Raw genomic sequence first — 19,792 nt, forward strand, 5'->3', positions numbered from 1 at the left:
CGTCCATGATTCGCTCGCTCATGCGGACTCCGCCGGGCGCCACAGACTCACGTCGTAGCCGACGCCGAACGGCGCGGCCTGGTAGCGCGTCTCGACCATCGGATCAGTGTCGAACAACCCGGCCAGCACCTGGTACGCGGCCCGGCCGGACACCACCAATTCCGCACTCAGTTCGGGATCCATGGCGCGTAGACCGGCCCGGTCACCGGTGGCCAGCGCACGATCCAGCTCGGCCTGCACGGCGGCAGCTCGCTCATCGAGGTACCCGGGCGCCTTCAACGACAACGTCGCGGCACCATCCGCGACAACGAGCACCCCGCGCCGGTCGTCCGAATTGTCCAATTCCGCACGCAGTTTCGCGCCGAGTTCGAAGCAGCGCGCCACCGGAGTGTCTTCGGCGATGACGCGAACCTCGGCATCGATCGCAGGCGCGACCTGTCCCCGCAACCATCCGGCGATCAACACCGGCAGCGGATGCTGAGGATCCGGCTCGGCCGTCGCGCCTGCCGACAGCGCGACCCGCACGTCCGCGCCGAACCCGCGGAACGTACCGACCGTCTCGGAACCGAACACCTGGTCGGCGGCCCCGGTGCCGATTACTGTCCAGCGGTCTGTCACTGTCGCAAGGACTTCCGCGGCGGCCAGCACGGCCGCGCGCAGCACCGCTCGCGGATCACCCTGCTGCCCGGGAAGCGCGCCCGTCGCGCCGCCACAGAGCTCGGGCACCAGGATCGGTGGCGACGGGACCAGCGCGGCAATCGAGAACACGTGGTAACCGTAACCGTTGCGCGCGACGCCCCTACGCACCCCGGGTACCGCCCGGCTTCGAGTGTCTCTGCCGCAAAGCTGGTCGAGATTGCTACTGTTCGATGAGCTACAACCCAGGTCATCAGGGGTTGCAATCCCCGAGATTCCGCCACGTGAAGGCATGGGTCGATGGTCACAAGGGCTCAAACCGGGTTCAATGGAATGAGCTAGGGCGTAACCAGGCAGCCGTGACGCGCGGCAGGGACGAGGAGCAATGACCGACAGCAACGGAACCGCGAAAGCCAGCCCCGGCGCGATGCCGCGCTCTTCCGGTGCCCCGAAACCCGGTGGCTCGATCCAACCCCCAAAGCCGCACGCGACGCCGGGCCAGGCTCAGCATCCGCATCCCGTGGTGCCCACCACCTCCGACCCGAGCGCATGGGGCCGGGTCGACGACGACGGCACCGCCTGGGTGAAGACCGCCGACGGCGAACGTCAGGTCGGTTCCTGGCAGGCCGGCGATGCCGCCGAGGGGTTGGCCCACTTCGGCCGCCGGTTCGACGATCTGGCCACCGAAGTCGCATTGCTGGAAGCCCGCCTGGCCGCCGGCGCGGACGCCCGCAAGACCAAGGCCGCCGCCGTCACCCTCGCCGAGTCGCTGCCCACCGCGGCCGTCATCGGCGATATCGACGGGCTGGCCAAGCGCCTTGCCGCGATCGCCGAACACTCCGAAGAGGCTGCCGCGCACGCCAAGGAGGAGAAAGACAAGGCGCGCCACGAGCACACCGAGCGTAAGGAAACGCTGTGTGCGGAGGCCGAGAAGATCGCCGCCGAGTCCACCCAGTGGAAGGCCGCGGGCGACCGGCTGCGCGAGATCCTCGACGAGTGGAAGTCGATCCGCGGCGTTGACCGCAAGGTCGACGACGCGCTGTGGAAGCGGTACTCCAAGGCGCGTGAGGCGTTCAACCGCAGGCGCGGTGCGCACTTCGCCGAACTCGACCGGGAACGCGCTTCCGCGAAGACGCGCAAGGAAGAGCTGTGCGTGCGCGCCGAGGAACTGTCCGGCTCGACCGACTGGGTCGGCACCGCGGCCATCTTCCGCGATCTGCTCGCCGAGTGGAAGGCCGCGGGCCGGGCGCCGCGCGAGGCCGACGAGGCGCTGTGGCGGCGCTTCAAGAGCGCGCAGGACGTGTTCTTCGCCGCCCGCAACGCCGCCGTCACCGAGCGCGACGCCGAGTTCGACACCAACGCGGCAGCCAAGGAAGAGCTGCTGCAGGCCTACGAGCACATCGACCCGACCAATGGCCTGGAGGCCGCCCGCGCCTCGTTGCGTGAGCTGCAGGACAAGTGGGACGCCATCGGCAAGGTCCCGCGCGAACGCATCCAGGAGCTGGAAGGCAAGCTGCGCGCCATCGAGAAGCGGGTCCGCGACGCCGTCGACGCCCAGTGGCGCCGCACCGACCCGGAGGCCATGGCCCGCGCGGCCCAATTCCGCGAGCGGGTAGCCCAATTCGAAGAACAGGCAGCCAAGGCCCAAGCCGCAGGCAAGGCCCGCGACGCCGAGAAAGCCCTCGAACAGGCCAAACAATGGCGCGAATGGGCCGAAGCGGCCGAAGGCGCAGTCACCAACCGCTAGCTCGTCCGCCTCTCCGCCTCACCGCGTCTTCAGGCCAGACTCATGCGCGGCGAGAGTTGCGCTGGCAGCCGCCGGGCTCGTGACGGGCGGGGGCAGCAGCCGCTGTGTCCGCCTGACCGGACAACGGCTATTGACCCTGCCTACTCGCCGGTTCGGCGGCGGCGGTCGCGTTCCTCGGCGGCGATCGAGGCGTTGCGACGTTGTTCTTCGGCGGCCAGTTGCAGGGTGGTGCGGCTCCAGACCACGCGAATCCAGTGGAAGGTCAACACGATCGCGGCGATGGTGCCGAGGATCAGGCCGATGGCGGGGCCCGCGCCGTGGTAGTTGTTGATGCCGGGGGTTTGCCGGTGCCAGATGGAGAAGACGCCGAACACACTCGTTATGGCGGTGCCAGCGACCGCGATCCAGGCCAGGAACCAGCGGCGGGTCATCAGCGCCAGGGTCGAGAAGCCGACGCCGAAGACGACGAGGAACCAGACGAAGATCCGCGACGGCAGCCCGATGTGCTCCAACCGGGCGGCCTCGGTGCCGAGCAGCACATCGAAACCGCGCGCGCCACCGGCATGCGGCAGCACTAGCGAGAGCAGCAGGACGAACACCGCGCCTGCCACCACCATGGCGCGCACACCGGGGTCGATCTCGCCCGCGATGCGGCGTTCCACCGCGTCCAGGTCGTCGCGGAACTGCTCGAAGTTGCTGCTCTCGACCGAGTTCACTGAACCCTCGTTTCGTTCGGCTTGTTCGTGGTTCGCTGTACTGCCCGCGTCCACTGTGCCATCACCGGGTTCGTTCGCCTCGGCCGACCCACTACCGCCGGTAGTAGGTTCGCGATGCGTGGGCTGATCGCTGGGCTCCGCGCCGCCGGCCACGAAGCCGTCTTCGCCAGGCTTGTCGTTCACGCTTCCCCTTCGCGGATACTCGGTTCCGTCTCGCGCGCTACGCGTCGACCCGTATCGCGTTCGGCTACAGCATGACCGAGTACCTCGGCGATGTCCGCGGTTCGCGAACTCACGCGCCGCAACCGGTCGAACAGCCCGCGGCCGCCACCGGTTCCGGCGCGGGGGCACCGATGCGGGGCAGACCGAGGCCGACGCCGATCGGTGCGGTCTTCGGGGTGCGGCCCTGTTCGTGCGCGTCACCGGCTGCGGTGCGGCGGTGCGTCTTGATCGGCGCGTCGGCGATCAGGTGATGCGGTGCCGCCTCGGTGATATCGACGGTGATGATGTCGCCGGGACGGATCGACTCGGGTGTGCCGCCCGGCCGGAAATGCACCAGTCTGCCGTCGCGGGCACGGCCGCTCATCCGGGCGGTGGCGGCGTTCTTCTTGCCCGCGCCGTCGGCGACGAGCAGTTCCACCCCGGTGCCGATGAGTTCGCGGTTCGCGTCGAGCGAGACTTCCTCCTGCAACGCGATGAGCCGCATATAGCGTTCCTGCACAACGGCTTTCGGCAGCTGATCGGGCATCTCGGCGGCGGGCGTGCCCGGGCGCTTGGAGTACTGGAAGGTGTACGCGCTGGTGAATCGCGCTTGCCGGACCACGTCCAGGGTCTCCTGGAAGTCTTCCTCGGTCTCCCCCGGGAACCCGACGATGATGTCGGTGGTGATCGCCGCGTGCGGCATGACGGCCCGCACCTTCTCGATGATGCCGAGGTAGCGCGCCTTGCGGTAGGAGCGGCGCATCGACTTGAGCACCTTGTCCGAGCCGGACTGCAGCGGCATGTGCAGCTGCGGGCAGATGTTCGGCGTCTCGGCCATCGCCTCGATCACGTCGTCGGTGAACTCGGCCGGATGCGGCGAGGTGAAGCGCACCCGCTCCAGTCCGTCGATGCCGCCGCAGGCCCGCAACAGCTTGGCGAACGCGCCACGATCGCGCGCCTCGTCCGGATCGGCGAACGAGGCACCGTAGGCATTCACGTTCTGCCCGAGCAGCGTCACCTCGAGCACGCCCTGGTCGACCAGCGCCTGCACCTCGGCGAGCACGTCACCGGGGCGGCGGTCGACCTCCTTGCCACGCAGCGACGGAACGATGCAGAAGGTGCAGGTGTTGTTGCAGCCCACCGAGATCGACACCCAGCCCGAGTACGCGGACTCGCGCTTGGCGGGCAGGCTCGACGGGAACGCCTCCAGCGATTCCAGGATCTCCACCTGCGCCTCGGCATTGTGCCGCGCCCGTTCCAGCAGGACGGGCAGCGAGCCGATGTTGTGCGTGCCGAACACCACGTCCACCCACGGTGCCTTGCGCACCACGACGCCGCGATCCTTCTGCGCCAGGCAGCCGCCGACGGCGATCTGCATGCCCGGCTGGTCAGCCTTGATCGACGCCAGATGGCCGAGGGTGCCGTAGAGCTTGTTGTCGGCGTTCTCGCGCACCGCGCAGGTGTTGAGGACGACCAGATCGGCCGTCTCCCCCGCCGCCGCCTTCACGTAGCCCGCGTCCTCGAGTAGTCCGGACAGGCGTTCGGAATCGTGCACGTTCATCTGGCAGCCGAAGGTGCGGACCTCATAGCTGCGGGTGCCTTCAGAGGCGAGGTGGGTGGGTGTCACCACTGCCTGTCCGATCGATTCCACGGGTCCAGGGTACGGGCTCGCTTAACCCCAATTTTAGGGGCATGCATCTTGCGAACGCGCCGCCAAACGACGGCGCGTTGGACGTCGGCCCGCTCTGTCGCGATTGTGGCCTTACTCACCCGCACCACCCCTGATCAGGCATGGCGCGACGGTGGCAGGCCCGGACGCGGCCAGAAAACCGGCGATCCGGACGAACCGGTCGATCCGGTTAACGTGACGTGTCATCTCGGCGTGGCAAAACGGTGTGTCGCGGAAACTCGGGCAAATCCACATTTTGCCTTTACAGTCTTGGACCATGACCGACGACGCCGCCGCGCCCGATACAACCGGGATCGCTTCAACCGGGGACGCCAGCGCCGCCAGCGTGCCGATGATCTCGATGCGCAACGTGCAAAAGCACTTCGGTGAATTGCACGTCCTGCGCGATATCGACCTGGAAGTCCCCAAGGGGCAGGTAGTCATTGTTCTCGGGCCCTCGGGCTCCGGGAAATCGACGCTGTGCCGCACCATCAACCGCCTCGAACCCATCGACTCCGGTGACATCGCCATCGACGGTGTCCCCCTGCCCGCCGAAGGCCGCGGCCTGGCCGCGCTACGGGCCGACGTCGGCATGGTTTTCCAATCGTTCAACCTGTTCGCGCACAAGACGATCCTGGAGAACGTCATGCTCGCGCCGATCAAGGTCCGCAAGGTCAAGAAGGACGCGGCGCGCACGCACGCCATGGAACTGCTCGACCGGGTCGGCATCGGCAACCAGGCCGACAAGTACCCGGCCCAGCTGTCCGGTGGCCAGCAGCAGCGTGTCGCCATCGCCCGCGCACTGGCGATGAACCCCAAGGTGATGCTTTTCGACGAGCCGACCTCGGCGCTGGACCCGGAAATGGTCCAGGAAGTGCTCGACGTGATGGTCTCGCTGGCCAAGGACGGGATGACCATGCTGGTAGTCACCCACGAGATGGGCTTCGCCCGCCGCGCGGGTAACCGGGTCCTGTTCATGGCCGACGGCCAGGTGGTGGAGGACGCCGAACCAGAGGTGTTCTTCACCGCGCCGAAGTCCGAACGTGCCAAGGACTTCCTCGGCAAGATTCTGAGCCACTGAAACATAGAGATCGACCCGCTGAGCTCGTGCCGAACCGAGGGACGGCCTCGTCCCCCGAGCACGACCGGCAAACCCATGAGAGGGAGAAGGAAACTCGATGAGGATCAACCGCGCTCTGCGACTCGGAGTCGGCGCGATCGCGCTGACCGTCGTCGCCGCGACCGCCACCGCGTGTGGCGGCGGTGACAGCAAGTCCGCCCTGGATCACGCCAAGGACGGCAAGCTCACCATCGGCATCAAGTTCGACCAGCCCGGCATCGGCCTGCGCAACAAGGACGGCTCCTACAGCGGCTTCGATGTCGAGGTCGCCAAGTACGTGGCAGGCAAGCTCGGTGTGAAGCCGGAGGGCATCACCTTCAAGGAGTCGCCGTCCAGCCAGCGCGAGACGCTGATCGAGAACGGCCAGGTCGACTACATCGTGGCCAGCTACTCGATCAACGACGCACGCAAGCAGAAGGTCGACTTCGCCGGCCCGTACTACGTTGCGGGACAGTCGTTCCTGGTGCGCGCCGACAACACCGACATCGGCAGCCCGGAGTCGCTCAAGGGCAAGAAGGTCTGCTCGGTGAAGGGTTCTACGCCGGCCCAGAACATCGATAAGAACTTCAAGGACACCCAGCTGCAGGCCAACGACACCTACTCGCTGTGCCTCGAGGGCCTGCGCGCCGGTTCGTGGGACGCGGTGACCACCGACGACATCATCCTGGCCGGCTACGCCGCGCAGAGCACCGGCGCGTTCAAGGTCGTCGGCAAGCCGTTCACCACGGAGAACTACGGCATCGGCCTGAAGAAGGGCGACAAGGAGCTCCGCGACAAGGTGAACGACGCGATCGAGGCGATGTTCGCCGACGGTTCCTGGAAGAAGGCCTTCGACGCGAGCGTCGGCGGATCCGGATACCAGGCGCCGACGCCGCCGAAGGTCGACCGGTACTGAGTTCTAACCCGCACGGGCGGCCCGATCTCACCGGGCCGGGCCGCCCGCCGCACTCCCCCTGACAATCGAGACCCGATGGGAGGGACACGTACGCCGTGTTCGACCTGATCTCGAGGTATGACGATCAAATCCTCGACGCCTTCTGGGTGACCATCAAACTGACCGTTCTCTCCGCGGTCGGCGCGCTGATCCTGGGCACTTTAGTCGCCGCGCTGCGTGTGTCCCCCATACCGATCGCCCGCGCGGTAGGCACCGCCTACGTCACCATTTTCCGCAACACCCCGCTCACGCTGATCATCGTCTTCATGTCGCTGGGCCTCTACACCACGATGGGCTGGAAGCTCGCAGGCGAGGGACCGGATTCGGTCGCGCAGAACAACTTCCGCTACGCCATCGTCGGCCTCAGCATCTACACCGCGGCGTTCGTCTGTGAATCCCTGCGCTCCGGCATCAACACCGTCGCGATGGGCCAGTCGGAGGCGGGCCGGTCACTCGGGCTGACCTTCAGCCAGAATCTGCGGCTCATCGTGCTGCCGCAGGCCTTCCGGGTAGTCATCGCCCCGCTCGGCAGCGTGCTCATCGCGTTGACCAAGAACACCACCATCGCCTCCGCCATCGGCGTGGTCGAGGCCGCGTTCCTGATGGCCGACATCAACGAGAACGCCGCAGACGTCATCTCCGTCGGCGCCATCTTCGCCCTCGGGTTCGTCATCCTGACCCTGCCGACCGGCCTGTTCTTCGGCTGGCTCGCCAAACGATTCGAGATCGCACGATGACTGCTGCGCCTTCGGTGCTGTTCGACGCACCAGGCCCTCGTGGCCGCGTTCGGCACCATATCTACTCGGTCGTCGTTGTCGTCGCCGTGGCATCCTTTCTCTGGGTGCTCTACAGCGGCTTCGCCGACAAAGGACAGTTCACCGCCGAGAAGTGGAAGCCATTCCTCGACCTGCAGGTCTGGCAGACGTATCTGCTGCCCGGCCTGAAGGGCACCGTCGTCGCGGCCCTGCTGTCGATCGTGTTCGCGCTGGTGCTCGGCATGATCTTCGGCATTCTGCGGTTGTCCGAACATCGCGTGGTCCGATTGGTCGCAGGCACGATCGTCGAGGTGGCGCGAGCCATTCCGGTGCTGATCCTGATGATCTTCCTGTTCTTCACGTTCGCGAAGTATCAGACGTTCAAATCGGACGATCTTGCGTTGGCCGCCGTCGTGATCGCGCTGACCATCTACAACGGTTCGGTCATCGCGGAGATCGTGCGAGCGGGCATTCGCTCGCTGCCGAAGGGCCAGACCGAGGCCGCGGTGGCCTTGGGCATGCGCAAGAACCAGCTGATGCGACTGATCCTGCTGCCGCAGGCGATCACCGCCATGCTGCCCGCGTTGATCTCCCAAATGGTTGTCGCCCTGAAGGATTCGGCTCTGGGCTACCAGATCACCTATGTCGAGATCGTGCGCTCCAGCCAGCAACTCGGCTCGGCTGAACAGAACACGATCCCCAGCCTCATGGTGATCGCTGTCGTCATGATCATTCTCAACAGCGCGCTGACCCAGGCCGCCACCAGGCTCGAGCGGCGGCTACGCGCACGCAAGCGAGGCAAGGGTGCAGTCGCAGTAGTCGGGGCGGAATCGGTACTCACCGATGCCGCGCCCGGATTGGACCTCACCAAGAAGTAGCTATTCGACTCCGACGCGACGCGGCGGTGCCTTGGATGCGGTAATCCGCTCCAGCGCACCGCCGTTCGCATTGAATACCGTGATCCGCCGCATCGCATCCGCAGGTGCCGAGTGCTCGAGACGGCATCCCGAAAATTCTGAAAATCCGATGGAACCGATCGCCGCTCTGATGCGTCAATACCTCTGAAAGAACAACTCAGGGGGGCTCAGGGGTCCGCAGCACAGCCGACGCCTGTTCGAGTCTTGTTTGTTGCCAACACGATCAACCATCGAAGGTAGAACTTCATGCGGTATTCCAATCCAGTTCGCAAACAACCATCCGTGACAACAAGGGTGACGTCGGGTGCCCTGGCAGTAGCCTGCATGGGAGCGCTGGTTGCGGCACTCAGCACCGGCATTGCCTCTGCACGACCTGAAAACTGCGACGACACCATCGATTTCAGGAAGATTTCGGTGACAACGGTGTGCAGTTCCGGCTCGGGGCAGCACCGGGCGGTTGCGGTATGCGAAGACCCCGGCACGGGGGAGCGCTCGTTTCAATATGGGAATTGGGAAGACGCAACCACCGTATCCAGGGCATTCTGCCAAGGAGCACAGTATGTGTCCTCTAGCGGCATCGACTCGAAGAACTAGAGGAAAAAGCACATGCGCATCAAACACATCACCCTTGCCGGTCTCTTTGCCGCCGCATCGGTCGCACAAATTCTGGGCTCAGCATCTGCCACTGCGGATACACCAACAGATTGCACATCACACTTGGTCGGACGAGGCGCGATGGCGACTTGTGTGAATCCGAACGGTGGGAGCTTTCGAGCGACCGCGGTTTGCGTCAGCTTCGACGGCACGCAGATAATCCCTCGCACTGCGCCGATCTGGATGCAAGACGAGCCATCCATGGTGACCTGCCCCGAATTCACTGTCGAGACGAACGCCGGAATAGAGACGCGGGACTACTGACAACGTCCTTCGGCCATATCTCCGCTGACAAGCATCCGAGTGGTTGATCGCCAGGACAGGCCCGCGCCTGCATAACCGCGGTGCGCTGGATGCGGTTTCCACTCCAGCGCACCGTCTTTCGTTTGCGCTTGAAACAGACGCACGGGTCTGGGCGGCAAGTAGTGGTGCGGGACATCAGGATTCGTGTGGCGGGGTCGGCGGTTGCCGCGGCAACCTGTCTGGACACGGCGCCCGCGGACTTGTGCGCGGGTCGAGTAACCGTGCGCGAGACCAGCGGGGGCGGTGACATTGGGGGCGGCCGGTTGTCAGAGGGGCCGACTACGATCGGGTCGTGGAGATGGGGCGACGGGTTTCGGGGTTCTTGGCGTTTGCTGTGCTGCTCGCTGTTGCGGTGTTGACCGCGTGGGATCAGCAGCCGCACGGGCATCGGGCCGAGTCGGCGCCAGCCGATGTGTTCAGTGCTGAGCGGGCATTTCGGGTGGTGCAGGAGATCGCGCGGCAGCCACATCCGATCGGCACGGCGGAGCATGACCGGGTTCGTGATCATCTGGTCGGGGAACTGCGCAAGCTCGGGGTGGACACCGAGATTCGAGAGGGGGTCGGGCGTTACCCGAGCGGGCTGCGGCGAGACGTGCTCGGGATGGGGCGGGTTGCCAACATCGTCGCCCGGCTGCCTGGGACGGATTCGACCGGAACGGTTTTCCTGACGGCACACTATGATTCCGTCGCTTCCGGGCCTGGCGCGAATGATGATGGCGTCGGGGTCGCGGCGGTACTGGAAGCCGTGCGTGCGCTGCGAGCCGGCGGTACGGCGTTGCGTAATGACGTGGTGGTGCTGCTGACCGACGGCGAGGAGACCGGGCTGCTCGGCGCGGAAGCGTTTGTCGCGGCGGGTAAAGACGGCCGCCAGAACGGTGTGGTCATCAATCATGAGGCGCGCGGTGCGGGTGGCCCACCGTTGTTGTGGCGGACCACCCATCCCGACGGCGCGCTGGTGGACGCCGTCGAGCAGGCTGCGCCGTATCCGAACACCGACTCGTTGACCACGACGCTGGCCGGCGCGCAGACCGGAAGCAACACCGACTTCGCCTCGTTCGAGCCCGGCGGCCTGCGCGTGCTCGACTGGGCCTTCGCCGGTCGCAGCGCGTACTACCACAACCGTCTCGACGATCCGGCGCACGTGGACCTGGCGACGGTGCAGCAGATGGGCGACAACAGCCTCGCACTGGTCAAGGAGTTCGGCGGCAAGGACCTTACCGTCGCGGACGACACCGATCGCGCGTACTTCCAGCTGCCGTTCGGTGTGCTTGTGGTGCTGCCGTTCTGGGTGATCATCGCGCTGGCCGCGGGCACCGTGGTCGGCGTGGCATGGCTCTGCTTGCGGCTCCGGCGGACCGGCGAGACCAGTCTGCGGGGGATACTCGGCGCTGCCACAATGGCTTTCGTCGCGGCACCGCTCGCGGCGGGCGCCGTCTACGGGCTGTGGGAAGCGGTGCAGACGATCCGGCCGGAGTACCGGCCGCTGATCGGCGACCCGTATCAGCCCGAGTTCTACTACGTGGCGATTCTCGTGCTGTCGGCCGCGGTGCTCGTCGCTTGGTATGCGATCGCGCGACGACTGTTCGGCAGCACTGGCGCCGTGGCCGGGCTGTTGTGCTGCCTGGCGATACTGGGCGCGGCACTCGCGATCCTCGCGCCGGGCACCGCGCACGTGGCGGTGGTGCCAACCCTCGGTGCGCTGGTGGGGATGGCGGCCACCTTCGCGGTACCCGATCGATGGCGGCTGCCGGTGCTGACCGTCTTCCTCGTGCCTGCGGCGATATTCCTCGGCAGCGCAACGTGGCCCGCGTTGCAAACCGGCATCACCACGGCCCCGTTCCTGGTCGCACCCGCAGTGGTGCTACTCGGCGGACTCCTCCTGCTCACCCTCACCCAGGCGTGGCCCGATCGGCGCGGCTGGGCAATTCCGTCGACCGCGTTTGCCCTCGCCCTCGCGCTCGCGGCCGCCGGGCTGGCGGTGGACCGCTTCGACGATCAGCATCCGCTGCCGTCCCAACTCATCTACGCGCTCGACGCCGACCACAACGAGGCGCGATGGCTCTCGCGTGCAGCGCCCGATCGCTGGACCCGCCATCTCATCGACGACACCGCGCCCGGCGCGCGCTTCGCCCAACTCTGGCCGGACATCGCCGCGAGTGGTGTCGCGCCTGCCGAAAAACTCTCCCCGCCGACCGCCGAAATCCTCTCCGACACCACCGAATCCGGACAACGCACGGTCCGCCTGCGGCTGCGTTCCACCCGCGGCGCGACGAACATCGCCCTGCGCTACGACACCGCACCGCTCTCGCTGCGGGTGGCAGGCCGCGACGTGACTCCTCCGCCGAAATCAGGCTTTCAGTTCTACGCTCCCTCGCCCGACGGCATCGAAGTGCAGCTGGTCGCACCCGCCGGACCGCTACCGCTGCGACTGGTGGACTACACCTGGCTCCCCGACTCCGGAATACCGTCCTACCGAAATCCCCCGGCCGACATCTTCTTCCGACAGGACAGCCTCGGCGCCGTCTTCGTCACCATCCCGGGACTGTGAGCGGTCCTATCCGTCCAACTCGCTCAGCACCTGCAAGATGAGTCCTCGTGCGTCGCGACCATAGACGGCCGCGCCCTTGAGGACCTCGAACATGCGCGCATACATCGCGCACTCGGCAGGCTGGGTGACCTGAATGCCCGCGGTCGGCGTCTCCAACGCGACCATGGCATCGTCGAAGATCCAGAATCCGGTGGAGCCGACCGCCTCGCGTTCGGTCATGAGCGGAATGATGCCGAGCGAGATGTTCGGCATCGACATCAGTTCCAGCAGCCGACCCAGTTGTCCCGCTTGGATTTCCGCCGTGCCGAACCAGGTGCGCAGCGCCTGCTCCTCGAGCAGGGCCACGAACCGTTTGCCGCCACGATGTAGCACGCGTTGCCGCTCCATGCGCACGGCGACGGCTTCCTCGAGGTCGTTGGGGGTGTCGAGAAAACGGATCCAGAACGCCAGCATGGCCGCCGTGTACTCCGCTGTCTGAAAGAGGCCGGGGATGACGTTGTGCTCGTAGATGCGAAACACCTTCGTCGCCTGATACCGCTCGGGCGTGTGCGCGCCGAGCACCCGCTTCATGCCTGCCCGGCTCTGCCGCCGGTATTCCAGATAGGCCGTGTCGACCGCGCGCAGCGTCGCGACCAAGTCGAGTTCCTGATCGACGGCGGCGCAGACCTGACACCAGGCGCGGATGTCGCGATCGGTCGGGAACTGCACGCCGTTCTCGATCTTGGACACGCGCGTGAAATGCTGGCCGGTTTCCGCGCCGAGCTGACGGATGGTGATACCGGCGGCTTTGCGGATGTCCCGCAGCCGGCTGCCGAGGGCCCGTCGGGCCTCCTGCGCGGAACTAGCTGGGCCGGTAGTCACGGTGCGGTATGGCCAGCCGCCACACGGCCTCGAAGGCGGTGCGGCACAGCTGAATATCGTGCGGGTCTATGGAAGTAACCCTATCGGTGGCCACCCCGCTGCCCGCGTAGTGGAGGAAGATCACGAGTCGGTTGTCCAAGAGGTAGAAGTCGTTGCCGGGGATGGCCACCGACGACGTCAGACGCCGAGGAACCCAGCGGATGTCCTCGCCTGCCTCGACCATCGGCGCGGCGATGCTGTGCGACCAGCGCTGATAGTCGCTCAACGGTTCCGACACGATCCTGGCTCGGCGCACCGACCGGCCCGCCGACACGTGGTCGCGGACCGTTGCGCACCAATCCCGCAGCCAGACCAGGTCATCGGGCTCACCGGCGGTCCACTGGGCGATATGTGGCAGCTCGACCGCCGTCCGGTAGGTGTCCCGAGTCTCCAGATGCACTGACTGCACCGCGAACTCGCCCAGTAATCGCTCGAACTCTTCATAGGCTATCGATGCCACGGTCTCCCTTCCTGAAGAACTGGATCATCCTGTCGGGGATCTCTACGCAGGTTTCGCCCTGCGGAATGTTCATGTGGGCAAGAGCATCGGGGTCGGTCACTACCCATCCCTGCACGATCCACGAATCCCGGTCGGTGCGATACACCGTGGGCGAGCCGTTCGGATTCGAGCCCGGATCTTCGCCGATAAAAGTCAGACGCATCGTTGACCCCTTGTCATGGGATGTTGCGAACTGTTGCCCCGAGCGTGTCGATTGTCCCGCTTCGCCGGACTACGGGTCAAGAGGAAAGAGCGTCTGGGAACTAGCGAATATGTATGCTGTGCAGGGGAATCCGCCACGGTGACCAGTCATCTATAGGCAGAGTGCTTCACTCCCGCAACCTTTCGCAACATGCTATCCATGCGGCACTAGCCACTTCTAATCTCGGAGATTGCACGGGACACGAGCAACCAACGAGAGGGCAACTGGGGATGTGGGGAAGGCCTACCGCGATCGGCTATCTGCGCCGCGACGTGTCGGGGGTGTCGCAGGTCTGGGACGAGACCCAGATCCGCAGCGTGGCAAAGAGACTCGGCTATGAGCTGGCCAAGATCGTGGTGTTCGGCCCGCACACCGATGAGCCGGTGTCGCAACTGCTGAACACGATCACCCGAGTCGACGCGGACGCGGTGGTCACGCCGACCCTCGCCCATCTGTCAGACGAGTTGGATCGGTTGGTGCGCGTCTGCGATGTGATCACAGTGAACCCAGAAAACACCTACGCCCGCTGGGCTTTGCCGACAGACCGCTGGCCTGCCCCCGGAACCGACGCGACAAGCCCCCTCGACACAACAGCCCGACAGCGCCCGGACGGCGCCGAATACCCGGACTAACGTCCAGCCAGGCACCGACGACGTCAACCGCCCGAACTCAGCCGCAGCGAGGAACCTACAACCTCGAACGTCCAAACCAGACACAGCAAGCAACGGCCCCGACACCCGACATAAGCCACGGCAAGGCACCGACGGCCCTCGCTAACTCAGCGAGGCAGCAGCGGCTTGAACCGCCGAACTCGGCTACGGCGAAAAACCTACAACCTCGAACGTCCAAACTAGACACAGCAAAGCAACGGCTCGATACGGGGATAAGGCACGGCAAGCAACGGCGGTCTTGACCGTCGGATTCAGGTCGGCGGGCAAGAGGCCGCCTCGCAGACCGGCGAGAAGCTACGGCCCGAATATAAGAACTCAGGGCCGCCGAGCAAGCAGCGGACCGGACATCCGACTCGAACACCGGAGCTCAGCCACGGCAAGCAGGCCCACGCGACCGTCCTGATTTCAGGTTGGCGAGCAAACAGCCACCTCGCGCATCCGAGCTCGGACCTGGCGGGGAAGGGAATTCTTCGCTAGTCCTGTTCGAGGTCCGCGGTGTCGAATTCGGCTTGGGACAGTTCGGATTTCACCACGGTGAAGGCGGTGGATTGGTTGTAGCCGCGGCGGGCGAGCATGCCGACGAGGCGGCGGAGTGTTTTGTCTCGGTCGAGGCCGGACGGGATGCTGCGGAGTTTGCGGCGGACGAGTTCGCGGGCGCGGGATTCCTCGTCGTCGGAGCTGATGGCGTCGAGGGCGGGCGCGGCGTCGGTGTCGGCTACGCCTTTGCGGCGGAGTTCCTGGGCGAGCGCCTGTTTGCCCTTGCCGGAGAAGGTGTGCCGGGCGTGCACCCATTCTTCGGCGAAGGCGGCGTCATCGATCAGGCCGACCTCGGTGAGCCGGTCGAGGGCCGGGTCGGTGACCTCCGCGCTGTAGCCCTTGGCCGCGAGGCGTTGGGCGAGTTCGGCACGGCTGCGGGCGCGGACGGCGAGCAGGCGAAGACATGCCTCCTTCGCCTGCTCGACCGTCCCGCCTGGCGGGGTGAGCTCCGTAGAGCGGGCACCCCGCTCGGATCCGGCCGCCACCGGATCCGCCCATCGGCCTTCGGCATGTTCGGAGTCAGCCGACTGGGAGTCTGTGCGCCGGGACGCCTTTCGACGTCCGCGGCCGGACCCAGTCGAACGCGCCCGCTGCGGATCGGACGCGCTCGACCGAGTTCCCATGGTGTCCGGTTCGGTCGAACCACCTTCGACCGACCGGACTCGTCCGGGGTCCTGTTCGCCGGGCCAAGATCCGAGCGGATCGGTGGCGGCACCGGAGGCGGACAGGAGTTCATGGAGCCGACGGCGCATCTCCTGCACCGGCTCGGACCGCGACTCATCGGGCGCGGTCCGGCGCGGCGGGGACTGGCGTCGGTCGTTCATCGGATCAGAAATCGGCGGGGGCCTCGGCGGCAGCCGCATCCGCGGTGACGTCGGCGCCGATGCCGAGCTTCTCCTTGATCTTCTTCTCGATCTCGTTGCAGATGTCGACGTTCTCCAGCAGGAACTTGCGGGCGTTCTCCTTGCCCTGGCCGAGCTGGTCGCCCTCGTAGGTGTACCAGGAGCCGGACTTGCGCACGAAGCCGTGCTCGACACCCATGTCGATGAGCGAGCCCTCCTTGGAAATGCCATGGCCGTAGAGGATGTCGAACTCGGCCTGCTTGAACGGCGGGCTGACCTTGTTCTTCACGACCTTCACCCGGGTACGGTTGCCGACCGCGTCGGTGCCGTCCTTGAGCGTTTCGATGCGGCGCACGTCGAGGCGGACCGAGGCGTAGAACTTCAACGCCTTACCGCCCGTGGTGGTTTCGGGGGAACCGAACATCACGCCGATCTTCTCGCGCAGCTGGTTGATGAAGATGGCGGTGGTGTTGGAGTTGCTGAGCGCACCGGTCATCTTGCGCAGCGCCTGGCTCATCAGGCGGGCCTGCAGACCGACGTGGCTGTCGCCCATTTCGCCCTCGATCTCGGCGCGCGGCACCAAGGCGGCCACCGAGTCGATGACGATGATGTCGATGGCACCGGAGCGGACCAGCATGTCCGCGATTTCCAGCGCCTGCTCACCGGTGTCCGGCTGCGAGACGAGCAGCGCGTCGGTGTCGACACCGAGCTTCTTGGCGTAATCGGGGTCGAGCGCGTGCTCGGCGTCGATGAACGCGGCGACGCCGCCCGCGGCCTGAGCATTGGCCACCGCGTGCAGCGCGACGGTGGTCTTACCCGAGGATTCCGGGCCGTATACCTCGACGATGCGGCCGCGCGGCAGACCGCCGATACCGAGCGCGACATCCAGCGCGATGGAGCCGGTCGGGATCACCGCGAGGGGCTGACGTACCTCATCACCGAGACGCATGACCGCGCCCTTGCCGAAGTTCTTCTCAACCTGAGCAAGAGCGAGTTCGAGAGCCTTGTCGCGGTCGTACGCCTGTGGTGCCATGTCTTGATCCCCTTTTCGACGGGTAAGTCTCTGCTGTGGTTGGCGCCAACATTAGAGGGCGGCACCGACAAGTTCTGGCGCCAAGATTAGACGAACACGTGTTCGAGTCAAGCGACGCGCCCGGGAACATGGATTAGAACTTCCGCGGCCTCGGCAAACGCCGCGCTAGTGGGTCTGGTTAATGCACGGGCGACACCCGGTCGCTGTCGAGCAGCGTCTGCGCCTGCTTGAGCACGCGCAGCGCCGGGGTGACCTCCAGGTCGGTGATGCCGTTCAGTGCGCCGAGGCGTTCGGTGATGTAGCGGTAGAGGTGGGGCGTGTCGCGGCAGAGGATCGACGCCATCATGTTGGTCGGGCCGGTGGTCGCGGCGACGAACACGATCTCGGGGTGGTTCACCATCGCCCTGCCCACGGCGTCCAGGTCGGCCGGGCGCACCCGCAACCACAGCGCCGCCCGCACGGTGTAGCCCATCCCATCGATCGCGAAGTCGAGGTCGAAATAGAGCACGCCGGACTGCGCGAGCTCGGTCATCCGCCGCGCGACTCGTGGTGCGGTCCAACCGGTTTCGGCGGCGATCTGCGCGTAGGGCGCCCGCCCGTCGCGGCCGAGCAACGCGAGCATCGCCTCGTCCTCGGGCGTCAGGTCCGGCGGCGTATCCGGTCCCGGTCCGGCCGCCCGGGAGCGCTGCGGAGCCAGTTCGCGCAGCTGCTCGTCGGTGAAGAGGTGGCTGAGGCGCGGCCATTCCTCGTCGGCCTCGAACCGGTGCATCACCTCGTGCGCGGTCACCTCGCGCACCTGACTCGCCCGCGGCAGCGTGTGCAGCAGCAGCGCGTCGCGTCGTTCGAGGGAGCGCGGCCTGCTCACACACGTCACCTCGGAGCCGGTGGACAGCAGCGTGACCCAGCTCAAATCCGGGAATCTGGCCAGTGATTCGGCCAGCCGCAGCGCCTTGTCCGGTGTCGACTTGATCCGCAGCACCCACCGCGCGTGCCCGAGCGGCACCGCGTTCACCTGCCCGGACACGTGCATGATGCCGCGCTCGCGCAGCGCGCGGTAGCGGCGCGCGACCGTCTGCTCGGAGACATCGAGAATGCCGCCGAGCTTGGCGAACGGGATCCGGGCGTCGTGCACCAGCGCGTGCAGGATTTGCCAATCGAGAACGTCCAGCACGGAGGATTCCAAAGTGACATCGGGCTGCATAGGAGGAATCTAACGCAGCAGGCGGTCTGACTAGGGGGATACGTTCGATTGCCGCACGCTTGGCGTCGATATCGTTCGATTCCGCCGTGGAGGCCCCCGTGAAGAAATGGCTCCCCCTGTTCGCCGCGTGTCTCGGCACGCTCATGCTCCTCATCGACGTCACCATCGTGAATGTCGCGCTGCCCAACATCGCGGTCGATCTGCACGCCGGACTGTCCAGCCTGCAATGGGTGGTCGATGGTTACGCACTGGCGTTGGCCGCCCTGTTGCTCGTCCTCGGTTCGCTCGCCGACCGGGTCGGCGCGAAACGCGCCTATCTCGCCGGGCTAGTCCTGTTCGCCCTCGCCTCGCTCGGCTGCGGCATCGCCGATACCTCGTCGAATCTCATTGCGGGGCGGGTACTTCAGGGCATCGGCGGGGCCGCGATGTTCGCGACAACGCTGTCGCTGCTGCACTCGACCTACACCGGACGCGACCGCGGCATCGCCTTCGGCGTCTGGGGCGCGGTGTCCGGCGCGGCGGCGGGCATCGGTGTGGTGCTCGGCGGCGTGCTGACCGAGGCGTTGTCGTGGCGGTGGATCTTCTTCGTCAACCTGCCGATCGCGGTGCTGGCAATCGCGTTGACCGCCAGCGTGTTCCCCGCGTCGGTGCGCCGCGCGGACCGTGCCGTCGACGTACCGGGCATGCTCGCCTTCGCTACCGCGGCGACCGCACTCACCTACGGCGTCATTCGCGGCGGTGAGCACGGCTGGTCGGACGGTCGCGCGGTGACCGCGCTGATGCTGGGCGTCGTCGCGGTGGCCGTCTTCGCGGTCGTCGAATCCCGCAGTGCCGCACCGATGTTCCCGCTGGCGCTGCTGCGTAATCGCGACTTCGGGGCAACCCTGCTCGGTGCAGGCGGGCAAACGTTCGCGGCTTTCGCCAGCGCTCCCCTGGTTTCGCTGTGGTTGCAGCAACAGTTGCAGATGACGCCGCTGCACGCGGGCTTGGCGTCGCTGCCGATGGCCGCGACCGCGTTCCTGGTCGCCGGGGTGTTCGGTCGGTTGATGCACGACGCGCCGCCGAAGTGGACCATCGGCGCGGGATTGGTGGTGGTCGGCATCGGCACCGGTCTGCTCACCGTGATCGACGCCGGATCATCATGGCCTGCACTGATTCCCGGGTTCGTGGTGATCGGCGCCGGGATCGGCATCAACGCACCCGCCCTCGTGTCGGTGGGCATGGCGGCGGTGCCGCCGCAGCAGGGTGGCACGGCGGCGGGTGCGGTGAACACGGCACGGCAACTCGGGCTCGCGCTCGGAGTCGCGGTGCTCGGCACGGTATTCCGTGGCGTATCGAACGGGGATCAGCCGATGACGTTGCCGCACTTCGTAGCCGGGCTCGACGCCGCCTTCACAGTCGCCGCAGCCGTAGGCATCGTCTTCGGGCTACTCGCCTTCGCCCTCTTCCACCGCCAACGCCCCCTCGTGCCATCGGTCAACGTCGAGCAGAAAGTCGCCGCCGCCTGACGATCCGAGTTTCCCGACCACGGCGCCGTCCACCCCGGACGGCGCCGTCATTCGCCAACCTCCCACCTCGCGACCAAGATCAAGGGGAACTGGTGCAGGTGCCCTCTTGGGCGGATTCACGCGGTCGATGCAACAGTGGGTGGTTTGGTGAGTATGTCATTGAGGATGTGGATGGGTGTGCGGAAGCCGTGACGTTTGC

The 19,792-nt window shown here is 66.4% G+C and carries 19 protein-coding genes; 9 read left to right on the plus strand and 10 right to left on the minus strand.

From position 1 onward, the window contains the following. Window positions 1-18: 18 nt before the first annotated feature. Window positions 19-768: a hypothetical protein gene (locus ACIA8C_RS19720; RefSeq protein WP_397136512.1), complete on the minus strand. Its 750-nt coding sequence runs from the start codon at window positions 766-768 to the stop codon at window positions 19-21. Between the two features lie 253 nt (window positions 769-1,021). Between ACIA8C_RS19720 and ACIA8C_RS19725 the strand changes: the two genes are divergently transcribed. Then, on the plus strand, window positions 1,022-2,383 hold the full coding sequence (locus ACIA8C_RS19725; protein WP_397136514.1) for a DUF349 domain-containing protein: 1,362 nt from the start codon (window positions 1,022-1,024) through the stop codon (window positions 2,381-2,383). A 140-nt stretch (window positions 2,384-2,523) separates the two neighbouring features. Here ACIA8C_RS19725 and ACIA8C_RS19730 read toward each other — a convergent pair whose 3' ends face one another. From ACIA8C_RS19730 to ACIA8C_RS19740, 3 genes are all read right to left on the minus strand, one after another. Further along, a complete protein-coding gene (locus ACIA8C_RS19730; protein ID WP_397136592.1) occupies window positions 2,524-3,099 on the minus strand; it encodes a hypothetical protein in 576 nt (191 codons plus the stop codon). Window positions 3,100-3,391: 292 nt separating this feature from the next. Further along, the gene (gene miaB / locus ACIA8C_RS19735) at window positions 3,392-4,951 is read right to left on the minus strand and encodes a tRNA (N6-isopentenyl adenosine(37)-C2)-methylthiotransferase MiaB (RefSeq protein ID WP_397136516.1); all 1,560 of its coding nucleotides are present in this window, start codon (window positions 4,949-4,951) and stop codon (window positions 3,392-3,394) included. Between the two features lie 111 nt (window positions 4,952-5,062). Then, window positions 5,063-5,338, minus strand: a complete 276-nt coding sequence (locus ACIA8C_RS19740; RefSeq protein WP_397136600.1) for a hypothetical protein — start codon at window positions 5,336-5,338, stop codon at window positions 5,063-5,065. Between ACIA8C_RS19740 and ACIA8C_RS19745 the strand changes: the two genes are divergently transcribed. From ACIA8C_RS19745 to ACIA8C_RS19770, 6 genes are all read left to right on the plus strand, one after another. Then, window positions 5,322-6,050, plus strand: a complete 729-nt coding sequence (locus ACIA8C_RS19745; RefSeq protein WP_397136594.1) for an amino acid ABC transporter ATP-binding protein — start codon at window positions 5,322-5,324, stop codon at window positions 6,048-6,050. The two genes, ACIA8C_RS19740 and ACIA8C_RS19745, sit on opposite strands and share 17 nt — an antisense overlap. A 97-nt stretch (window positions 6,051-6,147) precedes the next feature. Beyond that, entirely contained in the window at window positions 6,148-6,984 is an 837-nt protein-coding gene (locus ACIA8C_RS19750; RefSeq protein WP_397136518.1) for a glutamate ABC transporter substrate-binding protein, read from the plus strand. A 95-nt stretch (window positions 6,985-7,079) separates the two neighbouring features. Next, entirely contained in the window at window positions 7,080-7,760 is a 681-nt protein-coding gene (locus tag ACIA8C_RS19755) for an amino acid ABC transporter permease (protein ID WP_397136520.1), read from the plus strand. After that, entirely contained in the window at window positions 7,757-8,656 is a 900-nt protein-coding gene (locus tag ACIA8C_RS19760; RefSeq protein WP_397136522.1) for an amino acid ABC transporter permease, read from the plus strand. Before ACIA8C_RS19755 ends, ACIA8C_RS19760 begins: the two co-directional genes overlap by 4 nt. A 645-nt stretch (window positions 8,657-9,301) precedes the next feature. Then, on the plus strand, window positions 9,302-9,613 hold the full coding sequence (locus ACIA8C_RS19765) for a hypothetical protein (protein ID WP_397136524.1): 312 nt from the start codon (window positions 9,302-9,304) through the stop codon (window positions 9,611-9,613). Window positions 9,614-9,950: 337 nt separating this feature from the next. Next, window positions 9,951-12,200 carry a M20/M25/M40 family metallo-hydrolase gene (locus ACIA8C_RS19770; protein WP_397136596.1) on the plus strand — a complete coding sequence of 750 codons (2,250 nt, stop codon included), beginning with the start codon at window positions 9,951-9,953 and terminating at the stop codon, window positions 12,198-12,200. 6 nt (window positions 12,201-12,206) lie between these two features. On the opposite strand, the gene ACIA8C_RS19775 is transcribed toward ACIA8C_RS19770, so the two are convergent. Genes ACIA8C_RS19775 through ACIA8C_RS19785 form a run of 3 tightly spaced genes read right to left on the minus strand, consistent with a single transcriptional unit; the run spans window position 12,207 to window position 13,762 of the window. After that, complete coding sequence (locus tag ACIA8C_RS19775; RefSeq protein ID WP_397136526.1) at window positions 12,207-13,061, minus strand: helix-turn-helix domain-containing protein; 855 nt, start codon at window positions 13,059-13,061, stop codon at window positions 12,207-12,209. Next, window positions 13,042-13,560, minus strand: coding sequence for a DUF6879 family protein (locus ACIA8C_RS19780; RefSeq protein ID WP_397136528.1), 519 nt, complete (start codon window positions 13,558-13,560; stop codon window positions 13,042-13,044). The genes ACIA8C_RS19775 and ACIA8C_RS19780 overlap by 20 nt, the downstream gene beginning before the upstream one ends. Beyond that, window positions 13,541-13,762, minus strand: a complete 222-nt coding sequence (locus tag ACIA8C_RS19785) for a hypothetical protein (protein WP_397136530.1) — start codon at window positions 13,760-13,762, stop codon at window positions 13,541-13,543. Before ACIA8C_RS19785 ends, ACIA8C_RS19780 begins: the two co-directional genes overlap by 20 nt. A gap of 269 nt (window positions 13,763-14,031) precedes the next feature. Between ACIA8C_RS19785 and ACIA8C_RS19790 the strand changes: the two genes are divergently transcribed. Next, entirely contained in the window at window positions 14,032-14,433 is a 402-nt protein-coding gene (locus ACIA8C_RS19790; protein ID WP_397136532.1) for a hypothetical protein, read from the plus strand. 512 nt (window positions 14,434-14,945) lie between these two features. On the opposite strand, the gene recX is transcribed toward ACIA8C_RS19790, so the two are convergent. The 3 genes from recX to ACIA8C_RS19805 all read right to left on the minus strand — a co-directional run bounded on the left by recX (window position 14,946) and on the right by ACIA8C_RS19805 (window position 18,085). Beyond that, window positions 14,946-15,494 carry a recombination regulator RecX gene (gene recX, locus ACIA8C_RS19795; protein WP_397136598.1) on the minus strand — a complete coding sequence of 183 codons (549 nt, stop codon included), beginning with the start codon at window positions 15,492-15,494 and terminating at the stop codon, window positions 14,946-14,948. 343 nt (window positions 15,495-15,837) lie between these two features. Next, entirely contained in the window at window positions 15,838-16,884 is a 1,047-nt protein-coding gene (gene recA, locus ACIA8C_RS19800) for a recombinase RecA (RefSeq protein WP_397136534.1), read from the minus strand. Between the two features lie 178 nt (window positions 16,885-17,062). Continuing rightward, entirely contained in the window at window positions 17,063-18,085 is a 1,023-nt protein-coding gene (locus tag ACIA8C_RS19805; protein ID WP_397136536.1) for an Lrp/AsnC family transcriptional regulator, read from the minus strand. Between the two features lie 98 nt (window positions 18,086-18,183). On the opposite strand from ACIA8C_RS19805, the gene ACIA8C_RS19810 reads away from it, so the two are divergent. After that, entirely contained in the window at window positions 18,184-19,593 is a 1,410-nt protein-coding gene (locus tag ACIA8C_RS19810) for an MFS transporter (protein ID WP_397136539.1), read from the plus strand. Window positions 19,594-19,792: the final 199 nt, after the last annotated feature.

The organism is Nocardia sp. NPDC051321, assembly GCF_044455225.1.
In the GTDB taxonomy this organism is placed as follows: Bacteria; Actinomycetota; Actinomycetes; order Mycobacteriales; family Mycobacteriaceae; genus Nocardia.

Bases quoted from the DNA above. Each gene is read 5' to 3' on its own strand.
- ACIA8C_RS19765 (WP_397136524.1), top strand. From the start codon at position 9,302: ATGCGCATCAAACACATCACCCTTGCCGGTCTCTTTGCCGCCGCATCG.
- ACIA8C_RS19760 (WP_397136522.1), top strand. From the start codon at position 7,757: ATGACTGCTGCGCCTTCGGTGCTGTTCGACGCACCAGGCCCTCGTGGC.
- ACIA8C_RS19745 (WP_397136594.1), top strand. From the start codon at position 5,322: ATGATCTCGATGCGCAACGTGCAAAAGCACTTCGGTGAATTGCACGTC.
- recA (WP_397136534.1), bottom strand. From the start codon at position 16,884: ATGGCACCACAGGCGTACGACCGCGACAAGGCTCTCGAACTCGCTCTT.
- ACIA8C_RS19770 (WP_397136596.1), top strand. From the start codon at position 9,951: ATGGGGCGACGGGTTTCGGGGTTCTTGGCGTTTGCTGTGCTGCTCGCT.
- ACIA8C_RS19750 (WP_397136518.1), top strand. From the start codon at position 6,148: ATGAGGATCAACCGCGCTCTGCGACTCGGAGTCGGCGCGATCGCGCTG.
- ACIA8C_RS19725 (WP_397136514.1), top strand. From the start codon at position 1,022: ATGACCGACAGCAACGGAACCGCGAAAGCCAGCCCCGGCGCGATGCCG.
- ACIA8C_RS19785 (WP_397136530.1), bottom strand. From the start codon at position 13,762: ATGCGTCTGACTTTTATCGGCGAAGATCCGGGCTCGAATCCGAACGGC.
- ACIA8C_RS19790 (WP_397136532.1), top strand. From the start codon at position 14,032: ATGTGGGGAAGGCCTACCGCGATCGGCTATCTGCGCCGCGACGTGTCG.
- ACIA8C_RS19805 (WP_397136536.1), bottom strand. From the start codon at position 18,085: ATGCAGCCCGATGTCACTTTGGAATCCTCCGTGCTGGACGTTCTCGAT.